Raw genomic sequence first — 12,739 nt, forward strand, 5'->3', positions numbered from 1 at the left:
TTCATGATAAATAAAATGTTAAAGGGTGTTAAAATGATCATTGCACTCGATTCACATCTTATGTTGGTTCCGATTAATATTCGTAAGGATAAAAAACATTATATTGTCGAAGATAAGGATTCTGGTGAGTTTTATGAAATGCCAGAGATTTGTATTGATGCGATCAACTTAATGAATCAAGGTGATCGCTTAGGAGAGATTGAGAGAAAACTTAAGGGAAAATATCCTGATGATGAAGTAGATATTCTCGATTTTGCTGGACAGTTACTAGAATTGGAATTGATTGAGGAAATTGAGGGGGTAAAGGTTGAAAAAAAGATTCAGCTAAAAGAAGCAAAGGGCTTTTTATGGATCTCATCAAAGTTTGGAAAACTCTTCTTTAATAAGTTTACCTATCTTTTGTATATATCCTTATTTGTAATAAATCTCATCCTATTCATTTCCAAACCTTCCTTAATTCCTCATCATGAAGATATATTTGTTTTTGATATTATGGTACTTAATGTAATTTTATGGATGACTTTTACGTTTTTTCTAGTGCTTATCCACGAGTTTGGGCATATTTTGGCCATAAGAGCATATAACCTGCCAACAAAATTGGAGATTGGTCATCGTTTATTTTTTGTTGTCTTTGAGACAGATATGTCATCGATTTGGAAACTAGCACCTAAAGATAGGAATGTGTTATTTTTAGCAGGTCTTTGTTTCGATACGGTAATTCTTTTTATTTCCTTAGTCTGTCAATTAGTTTTTTCGAATTCAGGGATTATCATTGGTTTAACCAGTCTGGCTGTTTTTGATATTTTTATGAGAATTGCTTTTCAATGCTGCTTTTATATGAAAACAGATTTATATTTTGTCTTTGAAAATGTATCTGGATGTTACAATCTGATGGAAAATGCAAATCAGACTATTAGTAAATGGTTTCCGATTCTTAAAAATAACTCTCTGGACGAGACTGAATTCGAAAGCGAACGAAAGACGATATTCTTATATGCTATTTTCTGTGTCGTTGGAATAGTATTAACCATCTTCTTATATGCAAAATATTATATTCCGGAAATAATCCATGCTGCAAAACTTCTGCTTCCAGGTTATTTAAAATCACCAACAAGCCTCGCTTTTTGGGATGCTGTAGTTTTCACACTGCAGGTTGGCATCTTCTTAATATTGCTTTTGAATTCATGGCGAAAAAAATACCTCAAAAATTAATTTGTGGCAAACCTTTGTCTAAAATAATATTTCTAAGGGTTTTTTTCCTCGAGGATAGGGGAGTTCCCCTATACAGTTAACACTTCTGTTTTTCTTACAATAAGGGTAAGAAAACGGAAGTGTTATTTTTTTGAGGAGGAGCATGAAATGCAGGCCAATACTTCAGCAACTAAAAAACAGGGTAGCTCAATCAATGATGCGTTTGCATCCCATTTTGCGAAATCAATGTTTCTAACGGTGGCCGGACTACTAATCTTAACTTTTATCGGAACAAGAATGTTTACACATATCGATTTAAATCTGTACGGATATATGGTGGGGACACTGGTTTTTATCGGCGGATTTTTTTACCGCTTTATTGCATGGGGCGAAAGACCGCCAACCAAAGTTTTTATCAAAAAAGGCTTAAAGCTGCTTTTTAGAAAAAGTACACCTAAAACAGCTGTAAATCATTTAGCGATTTACGATTTCATACGGAATCGTGGAATCTACCGCTGGGTTCAGCATATCTTAATCGGCTGGGGCTGTGTCCTTGCTTGCTTGGTGACCTTTCCACTTGTATTTAGCTGGATGTATTTTACGATGGAAGACAATGGTTACTACACAATCGTGTTATTTGGAATGAACATCATGCAGGTAAAAGCAGATGGCATCATCGCTTGGTTATCCTATAATGCCCTTAACATAGCGGCCATCATGGTTACCGCAGGAGTATGCATGGCGCTTTACCGCCGCTTGAAAAATATGCAGGCAAGAGCAGAGCAAAAATTCATGTATGACTTTTTGCCCCTTTACCTATTACTTTTTATTTCGATTACAGGACTTTTATTAACGTTCCAGAACGTTGTCTTACATGGCTGGATGCAGCCGCAAATGTCATTAATTCACCAATTCTCAGTCATCGTGACATTAATCTATTTACCATTCGGAAAGCTTGCACATATCCCATTCCGTCCAATGAGTGTATTTGCAAGAAACTACCGTGAACATTATGGAGAACAACATATGAAAGAATGTAAGGTATGCGGGGAAAATTTTGTATCTGTTGAACAATCAAACGATGTTATTCAAGTATTGGGAGTTAATGAGATCGAATTTAATATGCAAGATGGCTTTAATTTAGCTGAATTATGCCTGCCATGCCGTAGAAAATACCGTATTGCCAGATTTTCAGGAATTGCGACCCATCAAGTGAAGGTCAAGGAGGCAAACCAGAATGCAAAGGGATAATTTTAGGAATGAACGAGATAAATTTTTTAAAGAAATCGAAAACTTAAACCATCCTAATGAAACCTTAGTCAAGACACACTGCAGCTATTGTGCAATGCAGTGTGGGATGAATTTAAGGGTAAATACAAAAACAAACAAAATCATTGGGGTTGAGCCTCGATATGATTGGCCGGTAACTTTAGGAAAGATGTGTCCGAAAGGAGTTACTGCTTACCAACAGGTAAACAATAAAGATCGTTTGCTAAAACCATTAATTCGTGATGATCAATCATTAAAAGGTACGAAAAATGGATTCCGTGAAGCAAGCTGGGATGAGGCATACGATCTCATCGTGAAAAAATTCACCGAGCTTCAAGCGAATTATGGTAAAGATTCACTCTCAGTGTATAGCGGCGTTTCAATGACAAATGAAAAGTGTTACCTAACCGGGAAATTTGCTCGTGTTGGACTCCAAACACGCTACATTGATTATAATGGCCGATTCTGTATGGCTAGTGCAGCAGGTGGTTTAAATCGTTCATTGGGGATAGATAGAGGTTCAACAATACCCTGGACGGATGTACAGGAAACCGATTGTATTTTTCTTGCAGGCAGTAATACCGCCGAATGCCATCCGACCATGATGTTCAGGGTTTGGGCAATTCAAGAGCGGGGCGGCTATGTGATCGTTGCTGATCCAAGGGAAACACCAGTTGCCAGAAGAGCAGATCTTCACCTTGATTTAAGACCTGGTACGGACCTTGCACTTGCCAATGGGATTGTTAATTTAATTATCCAAAATGGCTATGCTGACGAAGAGTTTATAAAAAATCATACGAATGGATTTGAAGAAACAAAGGAATTTGTTAAACAATTTACTCCAGAATATACAAGTGCGATAACAGGTGTAGCACCTGAGAAAATTATTCGCGCAGCAGAATTGTATGGTAAAGCGCCAAATGCGATAGTCATGTTTGCCAGAGGGATTGAGCAACAAATTAAAGGGGTAGATAACGTTTCTGCCTATACAAATATGGCTCTTGTTACAGGGAAAATTGGCCGTGCTAAATCGGGTGTTGCGACCATTACAGGACAAGGAAATGGTCAAGGTGGACGTGAACATGGGCAAAAAGCCGATGCACTACCTGGATATCGTAAAATAGCGAATCCTGATCATGTAAAATATGTTTCGAAGGTGTGGGGGATTGAACCGGAAGAAATGCCGCAAGAAGGTGTATCCGCATTTGAAATGTTTGGATTAATGGAACAAAAGACCATACGTGCATTATATCTATTATGTTCAAATCCTGCCGTTTCTGCACCAGATCAAAATTATGTTCGTCAACAGTTGAAAAACTTAGACTTCATGGTATGTGTTGACTTTTATCTATCAGAATCTGCGGAATTTGCTGATGTCGTGCTGCCTACAACAACTTGGGCAGAGGATGAAGGGACAACTACAAATGTTGAAGGACGGATTATTAAGATTAATCGGGCACAAATGCCTCTAGGCGAATCCAAACCAGACTGGAAGATTCAAGTAGAAATTACCGAGCGAATGGGTCGCGGCAAATATTTTTCACACTTAAAAACTTCTGAAGATATATTTAATGAACTTCGTGTTGCTTCTAAAGGTGGAACAGCTGACTACTACGGCGTAACATGGGAAAAGATCGACAAACAAGACGGTGTGTTCTGGCCATGTAAAGATGAAAATGATCCTGGAACACCACGTTTATTTTTAGATAAAAAGTTTAACCATCCAGATGGAAGAGCAAAAATTCTTGCATTGCCATATAGACCGTCCGCAGAAGAGCCGGATGATGAATACCCATTGCGTTTAACAACAGGACGTGTAGTCTACCATTATTTATCAGGGAATCAAACGAGAAGAATTCAATTTCTTCGCGATATGTGTCCTGAGCCCTTTGTAGAAGTACATCCAGAAACAGCAGCAAAATACAATATTGAACACGAAGAATTCGTCCGTCTCTATACTCGGAGAGGAGAAACAACCTATAAAGTGAAAATCACAGAGGCCATTCGGAAGGATACCGTGTTTGTTCCTTACCACTGGGGCCATGAAAAATCTATTAATCTATTGACAATCGGTGCTCTTGACCCATATTCAAGAATGCCAGAATTTAAAGCCTGTGCAGCGCAGATTGAAAAACTGGAAAAAAGGGCGGTGCAGTAAATGAAAAAGAGGTTATATCTAGAACTTGAAAACTGTATAGGATGCCGCTCGTGCTTAGCGGCTTGTACACAGTGCGGAGGGCATGAGGAACGTAACCGTAACTATGTTTACGACGTTAACCCACTTGTTAACCGTCAAACGATGCCTCTAATGTGCCTTCACTGCGTGAATCCGGCCTGTGCACGAAGCTGTCCTGCTCAGGCGATCCAAATTCATGAAACAGGAGCTGTTCTATCGGCTCTTGTAGAAAAATGCATTGGCTGCCAAAACTGTACGATTGCTTGCCCATATGGTATACCGAAGTTCGATACAGAGCAAAATCTAATGTATAAGTGCGATCTTTGTATTGACCGCTCCAAAGATGGCATCCCGCCAATGTGTGCGAGCGTATGCCCTACGAATACATTACAATGGTTAACGGATGAGGAAATTGAAGCGAAACAAAAGCAATTTAATTTAAATAATGGTAAATGGGTTACAAGTATGCCTTACTTAGAAGGCGAAACAAATGTAAAAGTGAATCTCCCTGGAATCTTGCAGGGTGTCACTAAATTGTTTTAGGGGGGATTATGGATGTCAGACAAAAATAATAAAATCCCGTTCAATGAAGATAACTATACACATAACATAAATCGTAATAATGAAAGAAAACTAGACCGCCGTGGCTTTATGAAAACATTGGTCGGTGCTGCGGGAGTGTTCGCTGTTTCATCGCTCCCATGGGGAGTGCTGGCAGCAAAAGAATTAAATGGTCTTGGTGATAAAAAATATCCGAAACAGAAAATTACCGATGTCAGCGCACTGCCAATCGGTGATGCGGTTGACTTTTCCTTCCCTGGTGAGCATGACAGCGCCATTTTAATCAGACTTTCTGAAAAAAAATATGTTGCTTATCAAAATGCTTGTACTCATCTTCGCTGTCCAGTTTTTTGGCAAAAGGAAGAGCAAGAAATGCTTTGTCCATGCCACCATGGGAAATTTGATGTCGAAACAGGTGCACCTATCGCAGGTCCACCAAGACGTCCGCTTCCTGAAATTCATGTGAGGGTTGAAAACGGTGCTGTTTTTGCGGTGGGGGTGAAACGTTATGAAGCGTAGTTACATTCCTGTTGCACTCCTTCTAGCTGTGCTGATGTTAAATATTATTTTTACACAATACATGGTTCATCAATACTTTTATGAACATTATACAAAAACAATCATTGCTGCTATCATAAACGTTATTTTATTTCCAATCGCATTCCTTATTTATAAAAAAGGTGTGAATGTCAATGACTAGTGAAACATATATTGACTTTTGTTTTGTACGGCCGGAATCAGGTGGTTTTGCAGCCGAAATTGATGAATTATTGAAACATACCTTTGCAAAAAAACGCTTGAATTGGTTTTTGGAAGAAAAAACAATTGACGGTGCTGATATGGTTGTTGCTGAAATAAAAGGGATGAGTGATTGGAAATCTGAAGAGGAAACGATTGGTTTTCTTGAGGAGAATGCAGGAGAGAAGTTTTGGGAGTATTTACAAGGCTACAAATTGTTTATCTATCCTGTGATGAGAGGATGTAATAGCTGTGGAACTCATTAAATTAGAAGATGTGAAACAGTTTGTCGGTATCCCAGTAGAGATCTCCATTCATGACGAAGAGGGCGGTGACCAATCACCAGCTGTGAAGAAAACAGTAAAAGAAGTCCAACTTTGTCCTGACAGAACCCATATCCGTTTCTACTTTGACGATTATTATTTTCTCGCGGTGCCGCTTGCAAGTAATGTGAGTCAGTCAGAAGAACATTGGTCGGCTTCCAATCCAGAAAGTGGTTTAACCTATACAGTAAAAAAGGTTCAGGTCTTGTAATAAGAACCTGCCTTTTTTAATATAAAGGAAGAGGAGGGAAGCATGATGGATGTATTAAAGTCAAAGCAGCAAGTCAGTACTTATATTATTCATTCCCAAGAAGAAGAAATTAAACGGATTGCATTAGAACTTCACGAAGGTGTCGGACAAAACCTGTACAGTATTCTAACAGGTTTGCAGTTTGTTGAATCAGTAGTACAAGAGCCTCATATGAAAAATTATTTACGCGAAATGGAATCGCTGATTGAAAAGACCATTCAGGAAATCAGGCTGCTTTCTGTTGAATTGCATCCGCCTGCATTAACAACCCTTGGTTTACTCCCTGCTATTAAAAGCTATATTAAGTTATATACTTCGACTTTTGGTATTCTGGTTGATTTAGAATCGACTGGTAAGGAAAAATCAATTCCGGAGCGAAACAGTATCGCTGTTTTTCGGGTTTGCCAGGAAGCACTTACGAATATTGCGAAATATGCTGATACATCTAATGTAAAAATGAACTTTATCTGGAATAATGATGAATTAAAAATTACTATTCATGATTTCGGTAAAGGATTTCAACTTGAAGAACATGATGATGAACACCATCATTCATCTGGTCTTGCAGCAATGAAAGAAAGAATGCTTCTAACTGGCGGGCAGTGTATCATTTCCTCTAAAATAGGAGAAGGAACATCTATTGACCTATCTCTACCCTTATAAATTAAAGGAGAGTTAAACATTGATAAAAATCCTATTGGTTGATGATCATGCTGTTGTCAGAAGCGGCTTAAAAATGCTGCTGAATACGAATCCTGAAATCGAAGTAATCGGGGAAGCCTCAGAAGGAAATGAGGGAATCAAGAAAGCTTTAAAGCTGAAACCAGATGTGGTGGTCATGGACTTAAGCATGCCACATGGAAAAGATGGATTGTCTGCAACGACAGAGTTGAAAAAGTTAATGCCTGAGATAAATATTTTAATTCTTACAATGCATGATGATGAGGAATACTTATTCCGTGCGATTCAAGGCGGGGCATCTGGCTGTATTCTAAAAAGCGCCCCACACGATGAATTAATGGCAGCTATCGAGTCGGTTGCTGTTGGTGATGCTTATCTACATCCATCAGCACAGAAACGGTTAATGGAGGAATATTTAGGCAGCCTTAAAGGTGGCAGTGATACCTACAATCTCTTATCTGATCGTGAAAAAGAAGTTCTAACACTGATTGCTAAAGGCTACTCAAATAAGGAAATTGCAGAGCAGCTAGTCATTAGTGTAAAAACTGTAGAAACCCATAAAGGAAATTTGATGGAAAAACTACAAATGAAAACCCGGCCCGAGTTGGTGGAATATGCCGTTAAAAAGGGGTTATTAGGTTATGGTATTTAAGGAGAATGACCTGGGATGAAAGTAATTAAAGAACTGGAAGCGGTTACGGAGTTATGCAACAAGTTAATGGCTGCCGTAAATAGTGAATTTGTTGCTCTTGCCATTCAAAATGAATCTGGTCCTGATGTTAGATGGCATTATGCAACAGGCAATTTAAATGATAAGTACAAGAGAATAACGGTCCGTTACGGGAAAGGGATTGCCGGAAAAGTTATATCAAGTGGAAGTCCGATGATGATGTTCAACTTTCCGCATGATATTTTGGGAAAAGTAACCGATTATCCAATCGCACTTGCTGAAAAACTTGTGTCCTGTTATGCAGTTCCATTATTTTTTAATGCTGTTCCTAAAGGGGTATTGCTCGTAGGAAAAAGGGTGAAATATTCATTTACCGAAGAGGAGCAGGAAAAGGTAAAAGAATCTGCATTATCCTTGGAACAACTAGTAAAAGAGCAGTTATTGTGATGTGGGGGATGGGGAAATGGATACAGATTTTCAGCTAACCAAAAATGAACTGATGGATTATAAATTTGCCCTTGATGCATCATCGATTGTTGCCATCACCGATTCACGGGGTATGATTACATATGTGAACGATCAATTTTGTCATATCTCCAAATATTCACGGGAAGAACTTTTGGGACATGATCATCGAATTATTAATTCCGGTTTTCATTCTAGAGAATTTTTTAAAGAGATGTGGAGAACGATTGGTACAGGCAAGGTTTGGAAAGGTGAAATTTGTAATCAAGCAAAAGATGGAACCTATTATTGGGTTGATACAACGATCGTCCCGTTTTTAACTGATACGGGAAAGCCATATCAATATTTGGCGATTCGCTACGAAATTACGGAAAGAAAACGCGTGGAGCAAGAATTACAAAAAATGATGACGACCATCATTGATGTGCAGGAAGAAGAACGAAAGCGCTTATCAAGAAATTTACATGATGGAATTGGTCAAAATCTTTATAGTCACCTGATAACAATCAACCGGATGCTTTCTGAAATAGACCATCCGCTCCTTGTCCAGATGCAAAAAGAAGCGGCCCAATTGATTGAAGAAATCCGCGAAATCTCCTGGGAACTGCGTCCATCTGTATTAGATGACCTTGGGCTAGTACCCGCCATCCGTTCTTATTTATCCCGTTATTCAGACCATTACCATATCGATGTTTTTTTTGATTGCGTATTAAACCGCCGCCTTACTATCAGTATCGAATTGACGATTTATCGGATTATTCAAGAGGCATTAACAAATATCCGAAAATATGCTGAAGTATCGGAAGCAGCTGTGACTGTAAGAGAGATTGATGACGTGGTTAGGGTAATGATTGAAGACCAGGGAAAGGGTTTTGACACGAAAAAGCAATTGCCTGGTGTTGGCCTTTTCAGCATGGATGAAAGAGCTCGGTCTGTTGACGGTACCCTTACTATAAAAACTTCACCAGGAAAGGGAACAAAAATCATTTTAGAAGTACCAGGTTATTGAAGAGAATAAGAAAAGGGTGTCAGGCACCAAAAAGTGCCTGACACCCTTTTTCATTAGCTAATAGAAAAGAATTCAAATTTATTCTTTCCTAACGTATAAGTGCAACTGCGCTCTGGGTTCGCCCTTAGGGGCTCGCAAATCGGCAAGTTTTCTTTATATTCTAAATGAGCTTTTTAAACTAACAATCCGATTGAACACAAGCTTGTCAACTGTTGTGTCTTTTGGATCGACATTAAAATAGCCGTGTCTAAAGAATTGGAATTTTTCCTGTGGTCTGCTTTCTCTCATGTTTGGTTCGACAAAGCCTTGCAGCACTTCCAATGAGTTTGGATTAACATAATCAAGGAATGTTTTTCCTTCTTCATCAGCTTCTTCAGTTTCATCCAATATTAACGGTTCATATAAACGAAATTCAGCTGGAACAGCATGGGTTGCTTCTACCCAATGAATCGTTCCTTTTACTTTTCTGCCAGTAAAACCTGTACCGCTCTTTGTTTCTGGATCGTATGTGCAACGCAGCTCCACGACTTCACCATTTGCATCCTTAATGATTTCTTTACATTTAATGAAATATGCATTTTTTAGGCGAACCTCATTGCCAGGGAACAGACGGAAATATTTTTTTGGCGGCTCTTCCATGAAATCATCTTTTTCGATATAAATCTCACGGGAAAACGGAATTTTTCGTATTCCCATTTCTGGATTTTCTGGATTGATTTCTGCATCAAGCAATTCAATTTGGCCTTCCGGATAATTTGTGATAACTACTTTTAATGGGTTAAGGATACCCATTGTCCGTGGTGCTTTTAATTTCAAATCTTCACGGACAAAGTGTTCAAGCATTTGCGAATCAACGGTACTGTTGTTCTTAGTAATAGCTGTTTCGCTAACAAATGTCCGAATCGATTCAGGGGTGAACCCTTTTCTTCTCATCCCGGAAATGGTTGGCATCCGTGGGTCATCCCAGCCATCAACAAACCCTTCGTCTACCAATTGCTTAAGCTTCCGTTTACTCATAACAGTATTGGACACGTTTAAGCGGCCAAATTCGATTTGCTGTGGTGTGTTCTCCATTTCACTATGTTCCACAACCCAATTATAAAGGGGACGCTGATCCTCAAATTCAATCGTACAAATCGAATGAGTAACACCCTCAATCGCATCTTCAAGTGGATGGGCAAAAGCATACATTGGATAAATGCACCATTTATCCCCCGTGTTATGATGAGTAGCATGGGAGATACGGTAAATGACAGGGTCACGCAAATTAATATTTGGTGAGGCCATATCAATTTTTGCCCGCAAGACCTTTTGTCCGTTTTCGAACTCACCATTCCGCATCCGTAAAAATAAATCAAGGTTTTCCTCAACGGTTCGGTCGCGGTATGGGCTATTCTTCCCAGGCTCTGTCAGTGTGCCGCGGTATTCACGGATTTCATCAGCTGACAAGTCGTCTACATATGCTAAACCTTTTTTAATTAAAAGAACAGCTTTGTTATACATTTCTTCAAAATAATTGGAGGCAAATAATAAGTTATCCCATTCAAAACCAAGCCATTTTACGTCTTCTTTAATAGAATTTACATATTCGATATCTTCCTTTAACGGGTTGGTATCGTCAAAGCGTAAATTGGTTTTCCCGTTAAATTCATCTGCTAAGCCAAAATTGATGATAATCGATTTTGCATGTCCAATATGTAAATAACCGTTTGGCTCTGGTGGGAAACGAGTAATGATCTCCTGGTGCTTACCTGATTCCAAGTCTTTTATCATAATATCTTTAATAAAATTTGATGTTTGATTATCCACCATTTTCAACCTCTTTCTTCATTGTCTAGCTCCGGCCGCCATCTGCTCGGTCATAAGCCAACCCGTGTAAGAATATTGAAGAACAACTTTCCTGCCGGCTTGTCTTATCCTAGGCTGCTTCGTAGGCATTAAGGAAGATTAATCTTTGCTTCGTTTTACTTGCCAATCGATTAGTCTTCCTATTTCGCTAATAAGCAAGCGCCATCCGCTTTTCTTCATTTCTATTACTTATAAATAACATAAAAACTGATATTTTTCCATTGTTCCCAACAATTCATGAACAAAACAGGCATATTATGAAAAATTTTCAATTTTATCATTGGTAAACGAGGCATAAAAATACTAAAATGGTATCTTGAAAGTAATAAAAAGAAAGAGGTAGTGAAATGATTAACTTTGCTACAGTTGGAACAGGGTGGATTACCGAATCCTTTATCCAGGCAGCAAGCCTAAGCAAACAGTTTCAGTTAATGGGGGTATACTCACGAACAGAGGAGAATGCGAAAAAACTTGCTGATCAATATAAAGCTCCATATTTTTATTCAGATTTAGCAGAAATGGCGAAAAGCAAAGAAATACAGGCTGTATATATTGCTTCGCCTAATTCTGTCCATTTTGAACAAACACTAACCTTTTTGAAAAATAAAAAACATGTCATCTGTGAAAAGCCGATTTTTTCTAATACAGCTGAATTAGCAGAGGCATACCGGACAGCGGAAGAAAATGGAGTTTACTTGTTCGAAGCGATTCGAAATATCCATACACCTAATTTTAAAATTTTAAAGGAAAAGCTTCCTTTAGCTGGGAAGCTGAGAAGCACGATGCTTCCTTATATCCAATATTCCTCCCGGTATGATTTATTTTTGCAGGGAGAGGAGCCTAATATCTTCTCTGCCCAATACTCAGGTGGTGCACTGGTTGACTTAGGTGTCTATCCGCTATATTTAGCAGTTGGATTGTTTGGTGATCCGAATAAGGTTACCTATCACCCAGTGATGTTAAGAAGCGGTGTAGATGGAAGCGGGACGCTTGTGTTGGAATATAATGAATTCGTTTGTACGATTCTTTGTTCAAAGATATCTCATTCCGTTCTTCCTTGTGAGATTCATGGAGAGGCGGGAACCTTTGTCCTTGAAGATGCTGCGCCAATTTCTGAGATTAAATATATTGACAGCCACACAAAAGCAAGTCAAATCCTAAGTGTCGAGCAAGAAGAACAAAACATGGTCTATGAATGTTTAAATATCGCCCAAATCATTGAAACGAAAAATGATGAGGAGTATAATCGGCTAAAAAAATGGAGCGAAATTGTCCTCCGCATTACAGAAGAGGCACGAAAGCAAAATAAAATAATTTTTGCCGCAGAAAAATAAAAAAATGCCAGTGGATCTGTCTATCCACTGGCATTTTTTGTTTTTAGATAGGAAAGTATAATTTTCTTAGCTGAAATACTGCGACTACTCCTCTGTCTTACTCCTTCAGGACTCGCTAATCGGTGAATCTTCTTTATCACTTGTCTTATGACATCGGCTTTTACCAATCCAATGTTTTTACATGTAAGGAGCTTATGTGACATCTTTATGAAATGCATTAATTC

At 38.6% G+C, this 12,739-nt stretch carries 14 protein-coding genes; 13 read left to right on the top strand and 1 reads right to left on the bottom strand.

All coding sequences use genetic code 11. The features are described 5' to 3' along the window. Nucleotides 1-33: 33 nt before the first annotated feature. The 12 genes from QNH20_RS05935 to QNH20_RS05990 all read left to right on the top strand — a co-directional run bounded on the left by QNH20_RS05935 (nt 34) and on the right by QNH20_RS05990 (nt 9,333). On the top strand, nt 34-1,212 hold the full coding sequence (locus tag QNH20_RS05935) for a hypothetical protein (protein WP_283921988.1): 1,179 nt from the start codon (nt 34-36) through the stop codon (nt 1,210-1,212). Between the two features lie 147 nt (nt 1,213-1,359). Beyond that, entirely contained in the window at nt 1,360-2,442 is a 1,083-nt protein-coding gene (locus QNH20_RS05940) for a hypothetical protein (RefSeq protein ID WP_283921989.1), read from the top strand. Continuing rightward, the gene (locus tag QNH20_RS05945; RefSeq protein WP_283921990.1) at nt 2,429-4,618 is read left to right on the top strand and encodes a molybdopterin oxidoreductase family protein; all 2,190 of its coding nucleotides are present in this window, start codon (nt 2,429-2,431) and stop codon (nt 4,616-4,618) included. Before QNH20_RS05940 ends, QNH20_RS05945 begins: the two co-directional genes overlap by 14 nt. After that, complete coding sequence (locus QNH20_RS05950; protein ID WP_283921991.1) at nt 4,619-5,179, top strand: 4Fe-4S dicluster domain-containing protein; 561 nt, start codon at nt 4,619-4,621, stop codon at nt 5,177-5,179. Between the two features lie 12 nt (nt 5,180-5,191). Beyond that, nucleotides 5,192-5,716, top strand: coding sequence for a QcrA and Rieske domain-containing protein (locus tag QNH20_RS05955; protein WP_283921992.1), 525 nt, complete (start codon nt 5,192-5,194; stop codon nt 5,714-5,716). Next, a complete protein-coding gene (locus QNH20_RS05960) occupies nt 5,706-5,897 on the top strand; it encodes a hypothetical protein (protein ID WP_283921993.1) in 192 nt (63 codons plus the stop codon). The genes QNH20_RS05955 and QNH20_RS05960 overlap by 11 nt, the downstream gene beginning before the upstream one ends. After that, nucleotides 5,890-6,201 (top strand): hypothetical protein, encoded by a 312-nt coding sequence (locus QNH20_RS05965; protein WP_283921994.1) that lies wholly within the window; start codon nt 5,890-5,892, stop codon nt 6,199-6,201. The genes QNH20_RS05960 and QNH20_RS05965 overlap by 8 nt, the downstream gene beginning before the upstream one ends. After that, a complete protein-coding gene (locus tag QNH20_RS05970) occupies nt 6,188-6,469 on the top strand; it encodes a hypothetical protein (RefSeq protein WP_283921995.1) in 282 nt (93 codons plus the stop codon). The genes QNH20_RS05965 and QNH20_RS05970 overlap by 14 nt, the downstream gene beginning before the upstream one ends. Nucleotides 6,470-6,511: 42 nt before the next feature. Then, on the top strand, nt 6,512-7,171 hold the full coding sequence (locus QNH20_RS05975) for a sensor histidine kinase (RefSeq protein WP_283921996.1): 660 nt from the start codon (nt 6,512-6,514) through the stop codon (nt 7,169-7,171). Between the two features lie 19 nt (nt 7,172-7,190). After that, nucleotides 7,191-7,841: a response regulator gene (locus tag QNH20_RS05980; protein ID WP_283921997.1), complete on the top strand. Its 651-nt coding sequence runs from the start codon at nt 7,191-7,193 to the stop codon at nt 7,839-7,841. Between the two features lie 15 nt (nt 7,842-7,856). Then, nucleotides 7,857-8,306, top strand: coding sequence for a GAF domain-containing protein (locus QNH20_RS05985; protein WP_283921998.1), 450 nt, complete (start codon nt 7,857-7,859; stop codon nt 8,304-8,306). Nucleotides 8,307-8,322: 16 nt separating this feature from the next. Then, nucleotides 8,323-9,333: a PAS domain-containing sensor histidine kinase gene (locus QNH20_RS05990; protein ID WP_283921999.1), complete on the top strand. Its 1,011-nt coding sequence runs from the start codon at nt 8,323-8,325 to the stop codon at nt 9,331-9,333. 153 nt (nt 9,334-9,486) lie between these two features. On the opposite strand, the gene QNH20_RS05995 is transcribed toward QNH20_RS05990, so the two are convergent. Next, nucleotides 9,487-11,145 carry a glutamine--tRNA ligase/YqeY domain fusion protein gene (locus QNH20_RS05995; RefSeq protein ID WP_283922000.1) on the bottom strand — a complete coding sequence of 553 codons (1,659 nt, stop codon included), beginning with the start codon at nt 11,143-11,145 and terminating at the stop codon, nt 9,487-9,489. Nucleotides 11,146-11,528: 383 nt separating this feature from the next. On the opposite strand from QNH20_RS05995, the gene QNH20_RS06000 reads away from it, so the two are divergent. Further along, entirely contained in the window at nt 11,529-12,515 is a 987-nt protein-coding gene (locus QNH20_RS06000) for a Gfo/Idh/MocA family protein (RefSeq protein ID WP_349632703.1), read from the top strand. Nucleotides 12,516-12,739 lie beyond the last annotated feature (224 nt).

Origin of the sequence: Neobacillus sp. WH10, assembly GCF_030123405.1 — a bacterium.
GTDB lineage: Bacteria > Bacillota > Bacilli > Bacillales > Cytobacillaceae > Neobacillus.

Excerpts from the sequence above, each read along its gene's own strand:
- QNH20_RS05990 (WP_283921999.1), top strand. The coding sequence starts at position 8,323 with ATGGATACAGATTTTCAGCTAACCAAAAATGAACTGATGGATTATAAA.
- QNH20_RS05935 (WP_283921988.1), top strand. The coding sequence starts at position 34 with ATGATCATTGCACTCGATTCACATCTTATGTTGGTTCCGATTAATATT.
- QNH20_RS05965 (WP_283921994.1), top strand. The coding sequence starts at position 5,890 with ATGACTAGTGAAACATATATTGACTTTTGTTTTGTACGGCCGGAATCA.
- QNH20_RS05955 (WP_283921992.1), top strand. The coding sequence starts at position 5,192 with ATGTCAGACAAAAATAATAAAATCCCGTTCAATGAAGATAACTATACA.
- QNH20_RS05975 (WP_283921996.1), top strand. The coding sequence starts at position 6,512 with ATGATGGATGTATTAAAGTCAAAGCAGCAAGTCAGTACTTATATTATT.
- QNH20_RS05945 (WP_283921990.1), top strand. The coding sequence starts at position 2,429 with ATGCAAAGGGATAATTTTAGGAATGAACGAGATAAATTTTTTAAAGAA.
- QNH20_RS05950 (WP_283921991.1), top strand. The coding sequence starts at position 4,619 with ATGAAAAAGAGGTTATATCTAGAACTTGAAAACTGTATAGGATGCCGC.
- QNH20_RS05940 (WP_283921989.1), top strand. The coding sequence starts at position 1,360 with ATGCAGGCCAATACTTCAGCAACTAAAAAACAGGGTAGCTCAATCAAT.
- QNH20_RS06000 (WP_349632703.1), top strand. The coding sequence starts at position 11,529 with ATGATTAACTTTGCTACAGTTGGAACAGGGTGGATTACCGAATCCTTT.
- QNH20_RS05985 (WP_283921998.1), top strand. The coding sequence starts at position 7,857 with ATGAAAGTAATTAAAGAACTGGAAGCGGTTACGGAGTTATGCAACAAG.
- QNH20_RS05960 (WP_283921993.1), top strand. The coding sequence starts at position 5,706 with ATGAAGCGTAGTTACATTCCTGTTGCACTCCTTCTAGCTGTGCTGATG.
- QNH20_RS05995 (WP_283922000.1), bottom strand. The coding sequence starts at position 11,145 with ATGGTGGATAATCAAACATCAAATTTTATTAAAGATATTATGATAAAA.